General features: G+C 77.5%; 4 protein-coding genes. All 4 read right to left on the bottom strand.

The genetic code is table 11. The features are described 5' to 3' along the window. Positions 1 to 2: 2 nt before the first annotated feature. Genes O7619_RS22125 through O7619_RS22110 form a run of 4 tightly spaced genes read right to left on the bottom strand, consistent with a single transcriptional unit; the run spans position 3 to position 20,872 of the window. Positions 3 to 755, bottom strand: a complete 753-nt coding sequence (locus O7619_RS22125) for a 4'-phosphopantetheinyl transferase superfamily protein (protein ID WP_282283184.1) — start codon at positions 753 to 755, stop codon at positions 3 to 5. Then, the gene (locus O7619_RS22120) at positions 748 to 1,674 is read right to left on the bottom strand and encodes an ornithine carbamoyltransferase (protein ID WP_282283183.1); all 927 of its coding nucleotides are present in this window, start codon (positions 1,672 to 1,674) and stop codon (positions 748 to 750) included. Before O7619_RS22120 ends, O7619_RS22125 begins: the two co-directional genes overlap by 8 nt. After that, positions 1,671 to 8,891 (bottom strand): non-ribosomal peptide synthetase, encoded by a 7,221-nt coding sequence (locus O7619_RS22115; RefSeq protein WP_282283182.1) that lies wholly within the window; start codon positions 8,889 to 8,891, stop codon positions 1,671 to 1,673. The genes O7619_RS22120 and O7619_RS22115 overlap by 4 nt, the downstream gene beginning before the upstream one ends. Then, the gene (locus O7619_RS22110; protein WP_282283181.1) at positions 8,888 to 20,872 is read right to left on the bottom strand and encodes a non-ribosomal peptide synthetase; all 11,985 of its coding nucleotides are present in this window, start codon (positions 20,870 to 20,872) and stop codon (positions 8,888 to 8,890) included. The genes O7619_RS22115 and O7619_RS22110 overlap by 4 nt, the downstream gene beginning before the upstream one ends. Positions 20,873 to 20,889 lie beyond the last annotated feature (17 nt).

The raw sequence follows: 20,889 nt of genomic DNA, 5'->3' as shown, positions 1-20,889 counted from the left end.
CCTCACCCGCCTGGCGATCCGACGGCGGGGACGACGATGCCGGTCGCGAGGACGGAACTCGTCGCCCCCCAGCGGCCGGCGAGCCCCACCACCGGCCGGGACCCGACCCGGGCCCCGTCGACGAGCAGCCGGGCGGTGAACCGGCCGTCGGCGCGCAACGCCACCTCGGCCTGGCCGAAGTCGAGCCAGCGGCCGGTCAGCGGGAACCAGACCTTGTAGATCGCCTCCTTGGCGCTGAACAGCAACCGGTCCCAGTGCACGGCCGGGGTGGTGACCGGCAGCCGGCGGATCACCGCCCGCTCCGACGGCAGCGAGATCGCCTCCAGCATGTCGTAGGGCAGGACCTGGTTCGGCTCGGCGTCGATGCCCACCGCGGCGACCTCGCTGTCCAGCGCCACCACGCAGGCACGGTGACCCCGGCAGTGGGTGATGCTGCCCACGACGCCCGGCGGCCACATCGGCGCGCCGTGCGGGCCCGGCAGCACCGGCACCGGGGAGATGCCGAGCCGGGCCAGGGCCCGCCGGGCGCACACCCGCACCGTGGTGAACTCCTCCCGGCGCCGCCGGACGACGTTGCGGATCACCGCCTGTTCCTGCGGGAACAGCGGGACGTCGACGATGTCCCGTGAGGTCTCCTCGACCACGCAGATCCCGGCCGGCAGCAGGCGCGCGACCAGCCCCGGCCCGGCGGCGGACCGGCCGGCGCCGGGAAAGTCCCCGTTCGCGTGCATCCCCGGGCCGGGCCGTTCACTCACCGAGCGCCCAGTGCAGCGCCGCCATGGCGCTGTGCAGCTTGTGTCGGGCCTGCTCGAAGGCCAGGCTGGCCGGGCCGTCGAGGACCTCGGCGGCGACCTCCTCACCCCGGTGCGCCGGCAGGTCGTGCAGGAACACGGCGTCGGGGCAGCGCGCCATCAGCGCCGCGTCCACCGCGAACGGCGCGAACACGCGACGCCACCGCGGGTCCGGCTTCGTGGTGCCGGTCGTCTGCCACCGGGTGGTGTAGACCACGTCGACCCTCGCCGGCAGCGCCGCCATGTCGTGCCGCTGCCGGATCCGCCCCCCGGACCGGGCGCCGAGCGCCCGCGCCTCGTCGACGAGCGCGGGCGGCAGGCCGTACCCCGGCGGGGTGCGCAGCTCCAGGTCGATCCCGAGCCGGGGCAGCGCGAGCGCCAGCGCGGACGCCGTGTTGTTGCCCTCGCCGACGTAGAGCACCCGCAGCCCGGTCAGGTCGCCGAAGCGCGCCCGCATCGTGCTGAGGTCGGCCAACGCCTGGGTGGGGTGCTCCTGCGCGCTCATCGCGTTGATCACCGTGCCGAGGTGCCGGGACAGGGTGCGCAGCTCGGCCTCCGGGCCGGCGGTGCGCGCCACCAGCGCGTCGAGCATCCCGCCCAGCACCCGCGCCGTGTCGGCCATCGTCTCGCCGGTGTTGAGCTGAAGGTCGCCCGGCCCGTACGTGACCACCTGCGCGCCCAGCCGCAGGGCGCCCGCCGTGAACGCCGTCCGGGTGCGGGTGGACGTCTTGGTGAACAGCACGCCGACGATCCGCCCGCGCAACGCCCCGGCCGGATCCCGACGGCCGGTGGCGAAGTCGACGCTGCGCCGCACCAGCTCGGTGAGCTGCTCGTCGGTCAGGTCCCGCAGCGAGATCAGGTGGCGCCCGCGCCCGTCAGTCACTTCCGTCCCCCGTCGGTCGTCGTCGTGTCCCCGGTCACGGCGGCCAGCAGCGCCGCCAACGCGGCGACCCGCGGCGGTCGCAGCACGCCCAGGTGGTCGCCGGCGACCCGGTGCACCCGGACGTCCCCGGCGGCGGCCCCGCGCCACCGCCGTACGTACTCCGCCGGCCGCAGGTCCAGCGCCGACTCGTGCTCCCCGGCCGCCACCTCGTCGCTGAGCAGCACGTCGACGCTGCCGGCGTAGGTCGGGAACCGGTAGTCGAGCCGGGCCTGGAGCAGGTGCCGCCAGGCCCGCAGGCGGTGCGCCCACACGTCGCCCAGGTCGGCGTCGTCGACCCAGGCGTCGGCGTCGTCGACAAGCTCCCGGATCGTGGCCAGGAGGTCCGCCCGGCGGGCCGGGTCGGCGGCCCCGGCGGTGCAGGCCCGCTCGGCGTCGCGCAGCCGGGCGAGCCGCGCGCCGACGCGCGCCCGGTGCGCCTCCCGGTCCGCCGCCGCGTCGTCGTTCACCGGATCCAGCAGGATCAGCCGGACCCGCTCGCCGTCGGCGCGCAGCCGGCGGGCCATCTCCCAGGCGATCCCGCTGGAGGCGCACCAGCCGAGCAGGTGGTAGGGCCCGCCCGGGCGGGCCGCCCGCAGCTCGTCGAGGTAACGCCCGGCGATGGCCGGGACGTCCGTGGCCGCCACCGTGCCGTCGTGCAGCCCGGGCCACTCGAACGCGGCGACCGGCTGCTCGGCGACCGCGGCCAGCTCCCGGTACCAGTGCGCGCTGCCACCGCCCGGGTGCAGGCAGAACAGCGGCGTCCCCGCGCCGTCGCGGCGCAGCCACAGCAACGCCGAGGCGGGCGACCGGTCCGGGGCGCCGGCGGCGGTCGCGATGCCGCGTACGGTGCGGTGGGTCAGGAAGTCCCGGAAGCTCAGGTCGATCCCGTCGGCCCGGCGCAGCCGCGCGATGACCCGCAGCATCAGCAGCGAGTGGCCGCCGATGGCGAAGAAGTCGTCGTCGCGGCCGACCCGGCCCCGGTCGAGCAGGTCGGCCCAGGTCGCGGCGATGGCCTGCTCCACCGGCCCGCGCGGCGCACGGTAGGGGAGCGCCGGCGCGGTCTCGTCCGGCGCCGGCGCCGGCAGGGCACCCCGATCGATCTTGCCGTTGGGAAGGCGCGGGAACGCCGGCAGCACGGTGAACGTGGCCGGCACCATGTGGTCCGGCAGCACGGCGCCCGCCCGCCGCCGCACCTCCGCGGCCGTGCCCCCGGCGTCCAGGACCAGGTACGCGGCGAGCCGCCGGTCGCCGTCGCCGCCCGACACCGGGTGCACCACCGCGCCGCGCACCCCCGGCTGGGACAGCAGGACGTGCTCGACCTCGCCCAGCTCGATCCGGAAGCCGCGGATCTTCACCTGGTGGTCGCGCCGGCCGAGCACCACGATCCGGCCGTCCCGGTCCCACCTGCCGATGTCGCCGGTGGCGTAGAGCCGTGCGCCGGGCGTCGCGGCGTACGGGTCGGGCAGGAACGCGCCGGCGGTGGCCCGGGGCCGGCCGAGGTAGCCCTGCGCCAGCCCGTCGCCGCCGACGAAGATCTGCCCCGGCACCCCGGGCAGCACCGGCGTGAGGTCGTCGTCGAGCAGGTGGACGGTGGTGTTCGCGGCCGGCGTCCACACCGGCGCGTCGGGGCCGGAGAGCCGGGAGCCGAAGCAGAAGACGGTCGCCTCGCTCGGGCCGTAGTTGTCCCAGACCTCGGCGCCGTCGGCGGCCAGCCGGCCCACCAGCCCGGCGTCGACGGCCTCCCCACCGGAGAGCACCCGGAACCCGGCCGGCGGCGTCCAGCCCGACTCCAGCAGCATCCGCCACGTCGTCGGGGACGCCTGCATGACGGTGGCCCCGGTGCGGCGCAGCAGGTCGGCCAGGGACACCGGGTCGCGGGCGTCGTCCTCGCTGGCGAGCACGAGCTGACCGCCGCAGCCGAGCGTGACGGCGAGCGCGAGCTGCGCCACGTCGGTGGAGACGGGCACCACCCCGAGCACCACGTCGGCGGCGGTCAGCCGCAGGTTGCGGCGCATCGCGGCGGCCCGGTCGGCGAGCGCGCCGTGGGTCGCCACCACGCCCATCGGGCGGCCGGTGGAGCCGGAGGTGTGCACCACGTACGCCACGTCGTCCGGGTGCGGCTGCCGGAGCGGCGCGCCGTCGTCGCCGCGCTCGTCCGGGTCGGGCGTCAGGACCGGCCGCCCGCCGTGCCGGCCGACGTGCTCCGGGCCGGCGACGACCGCCCGGACGTCGGCGTCGGCCAGGACGGCGGTGAGCCGGGGCAGGGGATCGCGACGGTCGACCGGCACCCAGGCGGCGCCGGCCGCGGCGATGCCGGCGATCGCCGCCAGCAGCTCCGGTGACCGGGGCAGGCAGACGCCGACCCGGTCGCCGGGGCGTACCCCGCCGGCCCGCAGCCGCGCCGCCCACGTCCGGGCCCGGCGGTGCAGGTCGCGATAGGTCAGCCGGTCGTCGGCGGTGCGCACCGCGACGGCGTACGGCCGCTCGCCGGCCTGCTCGGCGACGAGCTGGTGGAGGCCGCGGACGGTGACCGGCGTGGTCGGCCCGACGCCGGCCGACAGCAGCCGCGCCCGGGTCGCCGCCGGCAGCAGGGGCCGGGTCGACGGGCCGTCCGGGTCGGTCGCCATGGCGGTCAGCGCCGCCCGGTACATGCCGGCCAGCAGGTCGCAGTGCCGCCTGTCGATCCGCGCGGCCTGGGCCATCATGACCAGCGCGCCGCCCAGCGTGGACACCGCGAACGGGAACTCGTTGGGGCTGACGTCGGTGCTCGCCTCGGTGTCCACCGTGACCCGGTCCAGCACGTGGAAGTCGAGGTAGTTGAACGCGACCTCGTGCAGCCGGCCGCCGGCGCCGAAGAGCCGCTGCATCTCGGCGAGCGGATAGCGGCGGTGCGGCCAGAGCGCCACCTCCTCGGCGAAGACCGCCCGGACCAGGTCCCGCCAACTGCCGGCGGCCGGCGGCGCCACCACGGGCACCGGGTTGAGGAACATCCCCCGGACCAGGTCGCCGCCCTGCGCCTCGGTGCGGCCGTTGCTGACCAACGCGCCGTGGAACGCGGTCGCGCCGGCGGCCTGCCGCCACACCGTGAGGTGCGCGGCGAGCAGCACGCTCTTGAGCGAGGCGCCGGCCCGCTTCGCCAGCTCGCGCAGGCCCGCCTCGACGTCCCGGTAGGGCACGTGCACCGCGCACGTCCCGGTCGCGGCCGGGTCGCCCCAGGCCGCCGGGATGGTGAGCCGCTCCACGCCGGCCAGCCGCCCGGCCCAGAAACCCCGGTCGGCCGGGTCGGTGACGCTGTGCCGTTCCTGGGCGACGAAGTCGGCGAACCGGACGGTGGTCGCCTCGGGCGCGGGCGGCGGATGCCCCGCCCGGTGCGCCCGGTAGCCCGCCAGCAGCTCCGAGACCAGAGAGTTGTGGCTCCACCCGTCGAGGATCGCGTGGCATTCGGTGAGCGACAGGTACCAGCGGTGGTCGGTGACCCGGTGCGCGTGCACCCGGATCAGCGGGGCCCGGCCGAGGTCGAAGACCCGGACCCGTTCCCGCCGGCGGAACCGGTCCAGGTGGGCCCGCTGCTCGTCGGCCGGCATCCCGCGCAGGTCGTGGTGCGCGCACTCGGGCGTCGCGGCGTGGTGCACGAGCTGCACCGGCTCGGCGAAGCCGGCCAGGTCGAACGAGGTGCGCAGGATCTCGTGCGCGGCCACCGCGCCGTCGACGGCCGCCCGCAGCGCTGCCGGGTCGAAGTCGCCGGTGTCGCGCACCAGGTAGCTGGTGACGTTCTGGTAGGGCCGGTTCTCCGGGTCGGCCAGCAACTCGTAGACCATGCCGGCCTGGGCCCGCGCCATCGGGTACGCGTCGACGACGCCCGCCGGCACCCGGGCCCGGTCGTCCGGGTCGAGCAGCGCGAACGGCGGGGTGCCCACCCGCTCGGCGGCGTGCTGGCCGGGCCCGCCGGCGAGCAGCTCGGCGATGCTCTGGTGGCGGAACAGGTCCTGCACCGAGTAGCCGAAGCCCCGGTCCCGCAGCAGGCCGACGAGGCGTACCGCCCGGATGGAGTCGCCGCCGAGGGCGAAGAAGTTGTCCCGGACCCCGACCAGGTCGACGCCCAGGACCTGGGCCCACAGCCCGGCCATCGCCATCTCCGCGGCGGTGGCCGGCGGCCGGTACTCCTGCCGCTGCTCCGGGCGGGCCTCGTCCGGCGCCGGCAGGGCCCGCCGGTCGACCTTGCCGTTGACGGTCAGCGGCAGCTCCGGCAGCACCGTCAGCACCGCCGGCACCATGTAGGCGGGCAGCCGCTGGGACAGGTGGGCCCGCACCTGCGGCACGGTCACGGTGTCGGTGCGCGGCACCAGGTAGCCGACCAGCCGGTGCTCGCCCGGGCCGGTCTGCTGCACGGTGACCACCGCCGCCTTCAGGTCGGGGTGCGCGCCCAGGCACGCCTCGACCTCACCCAGCTCGACCCGGAAGCCGCGGATCTTCACCTGGTCGTCGAACCGGCCCAGGAACTCCAGCTCACCGCCGGGCACCATGCGCGCCTTGTCGCCGGAGCGGTACAGGCGGGCGCCCGGCGCGCCGAACGGGTCCGGCACGTACCGCCGGGCGGTCAACGCCGGCCGGTTGAGGTAGCCGCGGGTGACCCCCGGCCCGCCGACGCAGATCTCCCCGGGCACGCCGAGCGGCACCGGCTGCAACCGGTCGTCCAAAAGGTGGACGGTCAGGTCGGTGAGGGGACGCCCGATCGGGCTGCGCCGCCGGTCGAGGTCGGCGACGGTCAGGGGGCGGTAGGTGCTGTGCACCGTGGTCTCGGTGATGCCGTACATGTTGACCACTCGGGGCGTCTCGTCGCCGAACCGCTGCCACCAGGGGCGCAGGGACTCCACGTCGACGGCCTCGCCGGCGAGGATCACCAGGCGCAGCCGGAGCCGGTCCAGGTCGCCCTCGCCCCGCTCGGCGAGCTGGACCAGGGAGCGGAACGCCGACTGGGTCTGGTTGAGCACGGTGACCCGTTCGGTGGCGAGCAGGTCCGCCAGCTCCCACGGCGACCGGGAGACCGGGTACGGCACCACCACGAGCCGGCCGCCGTGCAGCAGGGCGCCCCAGATCTCCCACACCGAGACGTCGAACGCGTACGAGTGGAACAGCGCCCACACGTCGTCCGGCCCGAACCGGTACTCCGACTCGGTGCCGGTCAGCAGCCGCACCACGTTGCCGTGCGTGACCTGCACCCCCTTGGGCTGCCCGGTCGACCCGGAGGTGTAGATGACGTAGGCCAGGTCGTCGGGGTGGGCCGGCACCGGCGGCGGGTCGCCCGGCAGCGCGGCGATCCGGGCCGCCTCGGCGGGGTCGTCGAGGACGATCACCTCGTCGTCCGGTTCCGTCGGCGCCCGGGTGGCCAGGGCGCGGTCGGTGACGAGGACGTGCGCGTCCGCGTCGCGCAGCAGGAAGCCCAGCCGCTCCTGCGGGTGGTCCGGGTCCAGCGGCAGGTAGGCGGCGCCGGCCTTGAGCACGCCGAGCACGGCCACCACCAGGTCGAGGCCGCGGGGCAGGCAGATGCCCACCAGGTGCTCCCGCCCGACGCCGGCCCCGCGCAGCCGGTGGGCCAGCCGGTTGGCGCGCTCGTCCAGCTCGCGGTAGGTCAGCCGGTCCGTGCCCGCGGTCAGCGCGACCGCGTCGCCGCGGCGGCGGGCCTGCTCGCCGAAGCGCTCGTGCAGGCACGGCCCGGACGGCGCGGCGCCCGCCGGCGGCCGGACCACCTCGGCCAGCGCCGAGCCGTCGAGCACCGGCAGGGCGCCGACCGGGCGGCCCGGGTCGGCGACCGCCGCCTCCAGCAGCCGCAGGTAGATCCGGGTCATCCGGTGGATCGTCGGTTCGTCGAACAGCGCGTGCGGGTAGGTCACCTCGCCGCCGAACGAGCCGTCCGGGCGCTCCTCGAACGTCCAGCCCAGGTCGAACTTCGCGCGCCGGGACCGGACCGGGACCAGTTCGCCGGCGACGCCGGGGGCCTCGAACCGGGCCGGCTCGTTGTTCTGCAACGTCAGGTTGACCCCGGTCAGCGGATGGGTGGCCAGGTCGCGGTCGACGGCGAGGGCGTCGACGATCTGCTCGAACGGCACCTCCTGGTGGCTGTAGGCGTCGATCGCGGTGCTCCGGGCCCGGTCGAGCAGCTCGGCGAAGGTCGGGTCGCCGGCCAGGTCGGCGCGCAGCACGAGCATGTTGACGAAGTGACCGATCAGGTCGTGCGTCTGCCGGCGGGTACGGCCGGCGATCGGGGTGCTCACCGCGAAGTCGGTCTGCCCGGTGCAGCGGGCCAGCAGCGTCCAGAGCACCGCCAGGTGGAGCATGAAGGGGGTGGCCCGGTGCTCGCGGGCGACGACCCCCGCCCGGCGGGCCAGCTCGGCCGGCACGTCGAAGCGCACCGTGCCGCCGGTGTCGTCCCACACCGCCGGGCGGGGACGGTCGGTGGGCAGCTCCGGTGCCGGCAGGTCGCGGAGCTGCCGGGTCCAGTAGGCGACGCCGTCGGGATCGGTGGGGTGCCGGCGCTGCCAGGCGGCGAAGTCGGCGTACTGCAACGCGGGTGGCGGCGGGTCCGCGCCGGCGCACAGCGCGGCGAGGTCGCGGACCAGCAGGTCGCAGGACCAACCGTCGATGGCGATGTGGTGCAGCAGGACGGCGAGCACGTGCGTGCGCGGCCCGGAGCGGATCAGCCGGGCCCGCAGGACCGGTCCGTTCGCCAGGTCGAACGGCCGCAGCGCCTCGGCCTCGAGCAACGAGTCGAGCGCGGACTCCGGCGCGCCGCCGAGGTCGACGAACTCCAGCGGCACCGGGCCGGGCGGGTCGATGCGCTGCACCGGCTCGCCGTCGGCGCCCTCGACGTAGCGGGTCCGCAGGATCTCGTGCCGGGCGACGAGGCGGCGCAGCGCGTCTGCGAGGTCGATCCGGGACAGGTCGCCGTGCAGGCGCAGCGCGATCGGCACCACGTAGTCGGCGCCGCCGGGACGGATCCGGTCGAGCACCCAGAGCCGGCGCTGGGCGAAGGACAGCGGGAGCACACCGTCGCGGGGGACCGCGACCACGTCGGGCAGCCGGTCACCGTCGGGCGTCGGGTCGGACGCGCGGGCCCGCAGCCGGTCCCGCAGCAGCCGGGCGCCGGCCCCCTGCGGCGGGCGGATCGCCTCAGCACTCATGCTCCACTCACTCCCATCCCGGCGTCGGTCGCCCCGGTGTCGCCGTCCAGACTCTCGGCCAGCCGTTCCAACATGGCCGCCTGCGCGCTGACGGTGGTCGCCTCGAACAGCGCCCGCAGCGGGATCTCCAGGCCGAACAGGTCGCGCAGCCGGGCCAGCAGGCGGGTGGCCAGCAGCGAGTGCCCGCCGACCGCGAAGAAGTCGTGCTCGACGCCGACCGACGGCAGCCCCAGCACCTGCGCCCACGCGCCGGCGATGGCCTGCTCGACCTCGGTGCGCGGGGCCACCTCCGCGGCGGAGTCGTCCACGTCGGCGGCCGACGGTGGCGGCAGCGCCGCCCGGTCCACCTTCTTGCTCGCGTTGAGCGGCAGCCGGTCCAACGTCACCCAGGCGCCCGGGAGCATGTAGTCCGGCACCCGGTCGGCGAGGTGGCGGCGCAGCAGCGCCGGGCTGGGCGTGGCGTCCGCGTGCGGCACCACGTAGGCGACCAGCCGCCGGTCGCCGCCGTCGCCGTGCACCGCCGCGGCGGCGGCCCGCACCTCGGGGTGGGTGACGAGCGCCGCCTCGATCTCGCCCAGCTCGATCCGCAGGCCGCGCAGCTTGACCTGGCCGTCGACGCGGCCGACGAACTCCACCGTGCCGTCGGCGGCCTGCCGCACGTGGTCACCGGTGCGGTACAGCCGCTGCCCGGGCAGCTCGCCGAAGGGGTCGGGCACGAACCGGTCGGCGGTCAGTCGCGGCCGGTCGTGGTAGCCGCGGCTGACCCGCTCGCCGCCCAGGCACAGCTCACCGACGAAGCCGGTGGGCACCGGCCGCAGGTCGTCGTCGAGCACGTACGCGCGGGTGCCGGGGACCGGCCGGCCGATCGGCAGCGGCGTCCGGGCCGGGGTCACCTCCGCCGCCGACACCGGATGGGTGAGCGAGACGATGGTGGCCTCGGTGGGCCCGTACGCGCAGACGAACCGGCCGGGAAGCCGCGCCGCGTGCCACAGGCGGGCGTCCTCGTGGGTGACCACCTCGCCGCCGACGTGCACCAGCCGCAGGCGGCTCAACCGCGGATCCCGGGGCCGCACCCCGGCCATCACCTCGCGGTAGTAGGCCGGGGTGAGCAGGACGTGGGTGATCCCGGCGGCGGCGAACCGGTCGGGCAGCTCCGACGGCGCCCAGAACTGGGCGTCGCTGATCACCACGGTGCCGCCGACCAGCAGGATCGCCCCGAGCTGCTCCATCGCCAGGTCGAAGGTGAGCGCCGAGAGCAGGACCGCCCGGTCGGTGTCGCGAAGCTCGCTGACCTCGGCGATCATCCGGCAGTGGTGGGTGTACGAGGCGTGCGACACCATCACCGCCTTCGGCCGGCCGGTGGAGCCCGACGTGTAGATCATGTAGGCGAGCCGGTCCGGGTCGCCGGCCGGCAGGTCGCCCGACCCGGGGCCGGGAGCGGCGTCCTCCGCCGACCCGGTCTCGCCGACGACCACCACCGGCGTGCCGTCGACGTCGATCCGGTCGGCGACCCGCTTGCCGGCGACCACGGCCGCCGGGCGCAGGTCACGCAGCAGGACGGCCAACCGCTCCGGCGGCTGACCGGTGCCCAGCGGCACGTACACCCCGCCGGCGCGCAGCACGGCGAACAGCACCACCGGCACCGCGAGCGACCGGTCGAGCAGGACGGCGACCGGTCGCTCCGGCGCCACGCCGGCGGCGCGCAGCCGGTGCGCCAGGGCGGTGGCCTGCCGGTCCAGCTCGGCGTAGGTCAACCGGCCGGCGGGGCTCTCCACGGCGACCGCGTCCGGGGTGCGCCGCACCTGCGCCGCGAACGCCTCGTGCAGGCACTCCCGGTCGACCGGCTCGGCCGGCGGGTTCCAGCGCCGGGCCAGCTCCCGCCCCTCCCGCTCGCCGAGCAGCGGCAGCCGGCCGACGGGCGTTCCCGGCGCCGCCGCCGCGCCCGCCGCCAGGACACCGAACTGCGCGGTCATCCGGCGGGCGGTGTCCGCGTCGAACAGCGCGGTCGCGTACTCCAGTTCCAGGCGGTACCCGCCGTCCGGCTCGGCGGTCAGGGTCAGGGTGAGGTCGAACTTCGCGGTCCGGCGCCCGGTGTCCAGGCGGTCCGCGCGCAGGCCGGCGAGCCGGAGCCCGTCGCCCGCCGCGTCGTCGACCACCATCATCACGTCGCACAGCGGCGAGCGGGACAGGTCCCGCGGCGGTGCCAGCTCCTCCACCAGCCGGTCGAACGGCAGCTCGTCGTGGGCGAACGCGTCCCCGGCGTGCCGCCGGACCCGGCCGAGGAGCGTGGTGAAGTCCGGGTCGCCGTCGAGGTCGACGCGGAGCACCACGGTGTTGACCAGCAGGCCGACCAGGTCCTCCAGCTCGGGGCGGTGACGCCCGGCGACGACGGTGCCGATCGGCACGTCGGCGGTCCCGGCGTGCCGGCCCAGCAGCGTGGCGAAGACGGCGAGGAAGGTCACGAACGGGGTCGCGCCGCAGCGCCGGCCCACGGCCAGCAGCGGGCGCGCCACCTCGGCGGGCAGCCGGGTGTCCACCGTGGCGCCGCGGCCGTCGCGGACCGGCGGGCGCGGCCGGTCGGTCGGCAGCGCGAGCGGGGACAGCCCGGCCAGCCGCTCCCGCCAGAACGCCACCTCGGCGGTGACCGTCTCGTCGGTCAGCCGCGCCCGCTGCCACGCCGCGACGTCGGCGTAGCGCACCGCGGCCGGCGGCAGCGCCGCCGGGCGGCCGGCGAGCCGGGACCGGTACGCGGCGGACAGGTCGCGGGCCAGCACCCGGTCCGACCAGCCGTCGCCGGCGATGTGGTGCATGACGAGGACGAACACGTGGTCGTCCGGGCCGAGCCGGATCAGGTGCGGCGACACCGGCGGCGCCGACTCCAGGTCGAACGGCCGGTCGGCCAGGGAACGGACCAGCGCGGCGAGCCGGTCGGCACGCTCGACGCGGTCGGCGGCCGGCGGCGCCCCGGTCACCGGGAGGCGCACCGGCCGGGCCGGCTCGACGACCTGCGCCGGCGTGCCGTCCGGGCCGGCCGGGTAGCGGGTGCGCAGCACGTCGTGGCGGGCGACGACGTCGGTGAGCGCCGCCGCCAGCGCGTCCGGGTCGAGCCGGCCGGCGAGCCGCACCGCCCAGGTCACGTGGTACTGCGTGCCGTCCGGGTCCAGCCGGTGCAGGAACCACAGCCGCTGCTGGGCGTGGGACAACGCGGCCGGCCCGTCCGCCGCCGCGCCGGCGATGCCGCCGTCGACGGCGGGCGCGGCCCGGTCGGCGTAGCGGGCCGCCACGGCCGCGACGGTGCGGTCCTCGAGCACCGCGCGCACCGAGACGGCGGCGCCGAGGGCCGCCCGCAGCCGGCCGGCGAACCGGATCGCCAGCAGCGAGTGGCCGCCCAGCTCGAAGAAGTCGTCGGTGACGCCCACCGCGTCCAGCCCGAGCACCTCGGCGAGGATCGCCGCGACCGTCCGCTCGGTGGGGGTGCGCGGCGCGACCAGCTCGCCACGCCGGTCGAAGCCGGGCTCCGGGAGCGCGGCCCGGTCCACCTTGCCGCTGGTGGTCAGCGGCATCCGGTCCACCGGCACGAACACCGACGGCACGTACGGCTCCGGCAGCCGGGCCAGCAGGAACGCGCGGATCTCGGTGTGCGCCGGCGGCGCGCCCCGCGTCACCAGGTAGGCGGCGAGCCGGGCCTGCCCGTCCGGCCCCGGCCGGGCGACCACCACCGCGGTCGACACCGCCGGGTGCCGGGCGAGCACGGTCTCCACCTCGCCCGGCTCCACCCGGACGCCACGGATCTTGACCTGCTGGTCGGTGCGCCCGAGGAACTCCAGGGCGCCGTCGGCGCGCCGCCGGGCCAGGTCCCCGGTGCGGTAGGCCCGCGACCCGGGCGGCCCGTACGGGTCCGGCACGAACCGCTGCGCGGTCAGCCGGGGCCGGCCGAGGTAGCCGCGGGCCAGTCCCTCGCCGGCCACGTGCAGCTCACCGGGTACGCCGAACGGCGCGACCGACCCGTCGCCGGCGAGGACGAACGCGCGGGTGTTGTCGAGCGGCGTGCCGATCGGCACCGGCCCGCCGGCCGGCCCGGCGTCGTCGTACTGCCACGCGGTGACGTCGATCGACGCCTCGGTCGGCCCGTACGTGTTGACCAGGGTGACCGGCAGCCGGCCGGTGAGCCGGCGGGCCAGGTCGTCGGCGAGCGGCTCCCCGGCCGAGAAGAGCAGCCGCAGGCTGACGCACCGGTCCAGGGTCGGCTCGTCGGCCAGCGGTCGCAGGAACGACGGGACCCCCTGCAACACGGTGACCCGGTGCCGCGCCACCAGGTCGACGACGGCCGCCGGGTCGCGCTCGGCGCCGGCCGGGGCCAGGACGACCGCGCCACCGCTGACCAGCGGCGCGAGGAACTCCCACACACTGGCGTCGAAGCTGACCGACGTCTTCTGCAGCATCCGGTCGTCCGGCCCGAAACCGTACCGCCGCACCGCCCAGAGCACCCGGTTGCGGATGCCGCGGTGCGGGACCGCCACCCCCTTCGGCTCGCCGGTCGAGCCGGAGGTGTAGATGACGTACGCGATCGAGTCGGGGTCGGTACGGTCCGGGGCGGTCGCCGCTCGGGCCCGGATCTGCGCGTGTTCGGCGGTCAGGTCCAGGGTGGGCACCTCGGCGCCGAGCGTCGCGGCCAGGCCGGGCGGCGACCCGTCCGCGGTGAGCAGCAGCCGGGCGCCGGCGTCGCGCAGCATCAGGGCCTGCCGCTGGGGCGGGTGCGCCGGGTCCAGCGGCAGGAACGCCGCGCCGGCCCGCAGCACGCCGAGCAGCGCCACGACCAGGTCGGGCCGGCGGGGCAGGCACAGCCCGACGACGTCGTCGCGGCCGATGCCCGCCGCCCGCAGGTGCCGGGCGAGCCGGTTGGCGGCGGCGTCGAGGTCGCCGTAGCGCATCCGCTCGTCGCCGTACTCGACCGCGACCGCCCCGGGCGTACGGGCCGCCTGTTCGGCGACGAGTTCGGGCAGGCCGGCGTCGGGGCGGGGCCGGTCCGGCCCGTGACCGTGCGCGACGAGGGCCCGGTGTTCGGCGGCGTCGAGCATCGGCAGCCGGCTGATCGGCAGGTGGGGCGCGTCGGCCGCGCCGGCCAGGAGGCGGCCGAAGTGCCCGGCGATCCGCTCCACGGTGCTCCGGTCGAACAGCGCGGTCGCGTACTCGATCTCACCGGTCAGGCCGCCGTCGGGCCGGCGGGTCACCTCCAGGGTGAGGTCGAACTTCGCGGTGTGGGTGGGCGTCGGTTCGACGGTGACGTCCAGGCCGGGCAGCGCGAACCGCTCGTCGCCGGCCTCCCGGTAGGCGAACAGGAGGTCGAACAGCGGGTTGCCGGAGCGGTCCCGCTGCGGCGCCAGCTCCTCCACCAGCCGGTCGAACGGCAGCTCCTCGTGCGCGAACGCCTCGGCGGCGAGGTCCGCGACCCGGCCGAGCAGCCCGGCGAACGACGGGTCACCGGCGAGGTCGGCGCGCAGCACCACCGTGTTGACGAAGAAGCCGACGAGCTGCTCCACCTGGGCCGTGGTGCGCCCGGAGGTGGGCACGCCGACGGTCAGGTCGGTCCGTCCGGTGTGGCGGGCGAGCAGGGTGAGGAAGACGGTCAGGCAGGTCATGAAGCCGGTGGCGCCGGCGCGGCGGCCAGCCTCGTCGAGCCGCCGGACGACCGCCGCCGGCACGGTGAACCGCACCAGGTCGCCGTGCGCGTCGCGCAGCGCCGGTCGGGGCCGGTCGGCCGGCAGGTGGGTCGGCTCCGACCCGGCGAGCCGCTGCCGCCAGTAGTCGAGCAGCCGGTCCAGCTCCGGCCCGGTGAGCCGGTCGCGCTGCCCGGCGGCGAAGTCGGCGTACTGGGCGGGCAGCGGCGCCCGCGTCACCCCCCGGCAGGCGTCCGCCAGCTCCTCGGCGATCAGCCCCATCGACAGCCCGTCGACCGCGATGTGGTGGATGACGAGCAGCAGCACGTGCTCCCGCGGGGTGACCCGCAGCAGCCGCGCCCGCAGCACCGGCCCGGCGGCCAGGTCGACCGGGATCTCCACCTCGGCGCGCAGCACGGCGGCCGGGTCGGCGTCCTCGGGCGTCAGCGCGATCCGCGCCGGTGGCGGGTCCACCACCTGGGCCGGTTCGCCGTCGGGTCCGGCGACGTAGCGGGTGCGTAGCACCTCGTGCCGGGCGACGACCCGGGTCAGCGCGGCGGACAGCGCGTCGGGGTCCAGGTCGCCGCGCAGGCGCAGCGCGGTCGGCACCAGGTAGTCGACGCCGTCGCCGACCTGGTCGAGGAACCACAGCCGCCGCTGCGCGAAGGACAGCGGCAGCGGCCTCGACCGGTCGGCGCGGGGCAGCGCCCGGTCGACCGCGACCGGCGGCGCCTGCGGCCCGGCCGCGATCGGCGGCGTCTGCTGCCCGGCCGCGCCGTCGTCGTCGTCGAACATCCGCTCGACCAGGGCCCGGGCCCGCTCGGCCACGACGGTGGCGAGCGCGGCGACGGTCTGCGCGGCGAACACGTCGCGCACCGTCACCGGGGCGGGCAGGCGGTCGCGCAGCCGGGCCGCCAGCCGGGTGGCCAGCAGGGACTGCCCGCCGAGGTCGAGGAACCGGTCGTGCCGGCCCACCCGCGCGACCCCGAGCACCTCGGCCCAGACGGCGGCGATCACCCGCTCGGCGGGGGAGGCCGGCGGTTCGTACCGCGTGCCGGCCTCCTGCGGCGTGGCCAGGTGCGGCAGGGCCTGCCGGTCCACCTTGCCGCTGCCCAGCAGCGGCAGTGCGGGCACGGTGCCCCAGAGCGTCGGCACCAGGTGGGCGGGGAGGCGGTCGGCCAGGTGGGCGCGCAGCCGCGCGGGGGTGGCGTCGGCGGTGGCGGGGACCACGTAGGCGGCGAGCCGGGGCGCGCGCGGATCCCGGTGGTCGGCCACCACGGCGGCGGCGCGGACCGCCGGATGCGCGGCGAGGACGGCCTGGGCCTCGCCCGGCTCCACCCGGTACCCGTTGATCTTCACCTGGTCGTCGCGCCGGCCGACGTACTCGATCGTCCCGTCGCCACGCCGTCGGGCCAGGTCACCCGTGCGGTAGAGCCGCGCGCCGGGTCGCGCGGCCCACGGGTCGGGCCCGAACCGGTCGGCGGTCGCCCGGGCGCGGCCCAGGTAGCCGCGGCCCACCCCGCAGCCGCCCACGTGGATCTCGCCGACCGCGCCGGCCGGCACCGGCCGCAGCGCCTCGTCCAGCAGGTGGACGGTGACACCGGGCAGCGGCTCGCCGATCGGCACCGGCCCGTCGCCGACCTCGCCGGCGGTGGTGACGTGCGCGGAGCAGGCGACCGCCGTCTCGCTCGGCCCGTAGCTGTTCACGATCCGGGTCGCCGGGGCCTGCGCCGCCCAGGACGCGAGCCGGTCGCCGTGCAGCGGCTCGCCGCCGATCACCAGGCAGCGGGCCCCGCCGGTCGCCCCGGGCGCGGCCGTGGCCAGCAGGTCCAGGTGGGTGGGCGTCAGCTTGACCATCGCGTACGGGGTGCCGGTGGCCGCCTCGGCCAGCGCCGGCGCGAGGGCGTCCACGCCCGGTTCCTCGGCGAGCAGGCGCACCGGCTCGCCGGCCGCCAGCACCGGGAACAGCGAGGTCACCGCCAGGTCGTACGCGATCGAGGTGTGCAGCGGCGAGCCGCCGCCGCCCGGCGGCAGCAGCGCGGCGCTCGCCCAGCGGGTGTAGGCGGTCAGGCCGCGGTGGGTGACCAGCACGCCCTTGGGCTGCCCGGTCGAGCCGGAGGTGTAGACCACGTAGGCCAGGTCGTCCGGGTCGACGGTGACCGGCACGGCGGTGTCCGGCAGACGCCGCAGGGCGGCCTGTTCGGCCGGCGCGGCCGGGTCGAGCAGCCGGACGCCGGCGGGCAGCGGCAGCCGCTCGTCGGCGGCGCCGAGGAACACCGCCGGCCGGGCGTCGGCGAGCGCGCGGGCCTGCCGCGGCCCCGGGTCGCGCGGGTCCAGCGGCAGGTACGCGCCGCCGGCCTTGACGACGGCCAGCAGCGCCACCACCAGGTCCGGGGTCCGGGGCAGCCGCACCGCGACGATCCGGTCCGGCCCGACGCCCAGCCCGACCAGCCGATGCGCCAACCGGTTTGCCCGGCGGTCCAGCTCGGCGAAGGTGAGGCTCGGGCCGTTGCCGGTGACCGCCACGGCGTCCGGTTCGGCGCGGCCCGTGACGAGCTGGGCCACCGTCACGGCGGTGTCGTCCGGCTCGGGCCACGGGGTGGCCGCGGGGGTCGGCTGCCCCGGCGCCAGCCGGTCGACCGGGGTGGCCGGGGCGTCGGCGACGGTCGCCAGCGCCCGGACGTACCCGGCGGCGAGGGCGGCGACGAGGTCCGGGTCGAACCGGGCCGCCGCCACGTCGACCCGGCCGGCGAGGCCGCCGTCGGGGCGCGGGGTGAGGTGCCAGCTCTGTTCCGCCTTCACCTCGCGGTGCGGCGGCGGCTCGGAGCCCGCCGGCAACGCCTCGTCGTGCATCGTGAACAGCACCGTGAACAGTGGGTTGCGCAGCGGGTCGACGCCGGTGGCCCGGCCCGCCACCACCTGCTCGAACGGCACGTCGGCGTGCGCCCGGGCGGCGAGCGTCTCGTCGCGTACGGCCGTCACCAGGTCGGTGAAGGCCGGCGCGCGGTCCAGGTCGGCGCGGAGCACGACGGTGTTGACGAACAACCCGAGCACGTCGTCCAGCTCGGGGCGGTCGCGGAGCGAGACGGGCACGCCCACGGTCACGTCGGTACGGCCGCTGTGCCGGGCCAGGACGGCGAAGAAGCCGGCCAGCAGGACATGGAACCGGGTGGCGCGTTGCCCGGCGGCGACCTCGTCGAGGCGGGCGACCACCGACGCCGGGACCTCGAAGCGCACGCCGGCGCCGCTGCGGTCGGCCGGCCGGCGCCGGTCGGCGGGCAGTTCCGTCGCCCGGGCCCCGGCCAACCGCCGTCGCCAGAAGTCGAGGTGCCGCGCGGCGCGCTCGCCCCGGGCCGCGGCCTGCTCGCGGCGGGCGTGCTCGGCGTAGCGCAGCGCCGGCGCGGGCCGGCTGCGGCCCGCGCAGCCGTCGACGATCTCGTCGGCGAGCAGCCGGGCGCTCCGGTCGTCCACGGCGATGTGGTGCAGCACCACGAGCAGCGTGTGCCGGCCCGCCGGGTCGGTGAGCAGCCGCCACCGCACCGGCGCGGCGGCGGCCAGGTCGAACGGGCGGGCCGTCTCCTCGGCGAGGACGTCGACCGGGTCGGCGCGCTCGGCGCGCAGGCGCACCGGCGTCGGCGGGTCGACCACCTGGACCGGTTCGGCGTCGGCCACGACGTAGCGGGTCCGCAGGATCTCGTGCCGCGCGACCGCGGACGTGACGACGCGCTCCACCCGGTCGGCGTCCACGCCGGCGGGCAGCGGGATCGCCAGCGGCTCGTGGTAGGCGCTGCCGTCCGGGTCCCGCTGGTGCAGCAGCCACATGCCGCGTTGCGCGAACGACAGCGGCGCGGGCCCGGTCGCCGGCCCGGCAGTCGGCCCGGCCGGCGGCGCGTCGGTGGCCGGGAGCGGGCCGGCCGTCGCCAGCCGGCGCGCCACCTCGGCGACCGTGCGGCCGTCGAACAGCGCCGCGACCGGCACGTCGGCGCCGGTCTCGGCCCGCAGCCGGCCGGCGGCCCGGGTGGCGAGCAGGGAGTGCCCGCCCAGGGCGAAGAAGTCGGCGTCGGCGTCGGTGACCGGGCGGCCGAGCGTCTCGGCGAAGACCCGGGCGACAAGTCGTTCGGCGGCGTCGGCCGGGGACCGACCCGGGGCGTCGTCGGCGCGGTCGTCGTGGTCGTCCGCCTCCGGGTCCGCCGGCACGGTCAGCGCCGAGCGGTCGATCTTGCCGTTGGCGGTGGTGGGGAAGCGGTCGAGCAGAACGAACCGGGTGGGGACCAGGTAGGGCGGCAGCAGCCGGGCGCAGTGCCGGCGCAGCGCGCGCGGGCCGGGCGGGTCGGCCGGGTCGGTCGGGCGCAGCCAGGCGACCAGCCGGGGGCCGCCGGCGTCGTCGTCGACCGCGCCGACCACGGCCGCCGCCACGCCCGGCTGGTCGACCAGGACGTTCTCCACCTCGGCCGGTTCGATCCGGAACCCGCGGATCTTCAGTTGGTCGTCGGTGCGACCGAGGATCTCGACGCTCCCGTCGACCCGCCGCCGGGCCACGTCCCCGGTGCGGTAGAGGCGGGCGCCCGGCTCGGCGGCGTACCGGTCCGGCAGGAACCGGTCGGCGGTCAGCGCGGGCCGGCCGACGTAGCCGGCGGCCACGCCCCGGCCGCCGACGTACAGCTCGCCGGGCGCGCCGGTGGGCACCGGCTCGAGGTCGTCGTCGAGCACGTACAGGCTGGTGTTGGCGACCGGGGCGAACTCCCGCGCGGCCGGGCCGGTGAGGCGGGCCGCCGACGACCACACGGTCGTCTCGGTCGGCCCGTAGAGGTCCCACAGGTCGACACCGGCGTCGAGCAGCCGGCGGGCCAGCTCGACGGGGAGCCGTTCGCCGCCGCAGAGCGCGGTGAAGCCGGCGGGCGGCGTCCAGCCGGCGTCCAGCAGGAGCCGCCAGGTGATCGGGGTGGCCTGCATGACGCGCGCGTCGGCGCGCGCCAGCAGCGCGGCCAGGCGCTGCGGGTCGCGGGCGTCGGCACCGCTGGCGACCCGCACCCGGCCGCCGACGAGCAGGGGCAGGAACAGCTCCAGCACGGCGATGTCGAACGACACCGTGGTGACGGCCGGCAGGACCGCCCCGGACGGCAGCCCGGGGCGCTCGCGCATGGACCACAGGAAGTTGGTCAGGCAGCGGTGGGTCACCAGCACGCCCTTGGGCCGGCCGGTCGACCCGGAGGTGTAGACGACGTAGGCCGCGTCGTCCGGCCCCGGTCCCGGGCCCGCGTCGGCGTCGCCGGCCGCCGGCAGCCGGTCCAGGCGGACCTCGACCGTCCCGGGCGCGGCGCGCACGCCGTCCGGGCCGGCGGTGACCAGGACGCCGACGCCCGCGTCGCCGAGGATGTGAGCCAGCCGCTCCGCCGGGTGCTCGGGGTCCAGGGGGACGTAGGCGGCGCCCGCCCACAACACGCCCAGCAACGCCGGGACCAGGTCCGCGTCGCGGGGCACGGCGACGCCGACCCGGTCCCCCCGACGCACGCCGAGTCCGCGCAGGCGCGCGGCGAGCGCCCGGCTGCGGGCCACCAACTCGCGGTACGTCAGCCGCCGCGCGCCGTCGTCGACCGCCACCGCGTCCGGCGTGTCGGCGGCCTGCCCGGCGACCAGCTCGGGCAGGGTCCGCTCCGGCACCGGCGTGCCGGCCGTCGGCGCGACCAGGGCGCGTCGCTCCGCCTCCGGCAGCAGCGCGAGCCCGCCCAGCGGCGCGTCGGGACGCGCGTCGGCGTCGTGCAACAGCGTGGACAGGCGGGCCGCGAGGCGCGCGGCGTCCTCGGCGGTGAACAACCCCCGCGGGTACGCCAGCTCGCCGGCAGGCCGGCCGTCGTGGCGCCGCAGGCGCACCACGAGGTCGTACCGGTCCACCGGCGCGGCGCCGGGCCCGTCGGTCACGTCGACGAGCACCCCCACCCCGGCGGTGTCGTCGGTCGCCCGGCGCGCCGCCTCCCCGGCCCGCCGGACGGCCTCCGCGAACGGCAGCCGGCGGGGCAGGTCGAGGGCGAGCGACAGGCGACGGTCCCCGGTGCGCAGCGCGAGCGTGCCGGCCCACCGGCCGGCGTGCCGGGCGAGCAGGGTGTGCACCGCGACGGCGGCCACCGCGCCGGTCGCGGCGCGGTCCCGCCCGCCCAGCGACCCGGGCACCGCGAACGGCACGGCGCCCGCGACCGCCGGCCGGTCGACCGGCCGGCGGCGGGTCGTCGGCGCGGGCATCGGCAGGGCGACGTCGAGCCGGTCCGGTTCGTCGGCCCGGCCCGGCCCCGACGGGGGGACCTGGGCCGATGCGGGGGTTGCGCTCATCGTCACCTCGACTCGCT

Source organism: Micromonospora sp. WMMD998 (genome assembly GCF_029581235.1).
Taxonomy (GTDB): domain Bacteria; phylum Actinomycetota; class Actinomycetes; order Mycobacteriales; family Micromonosporaceae; genus Micromonospora.
This window is presented reverse-complemented; position numbering and strand designations above follow the sequence as displayed.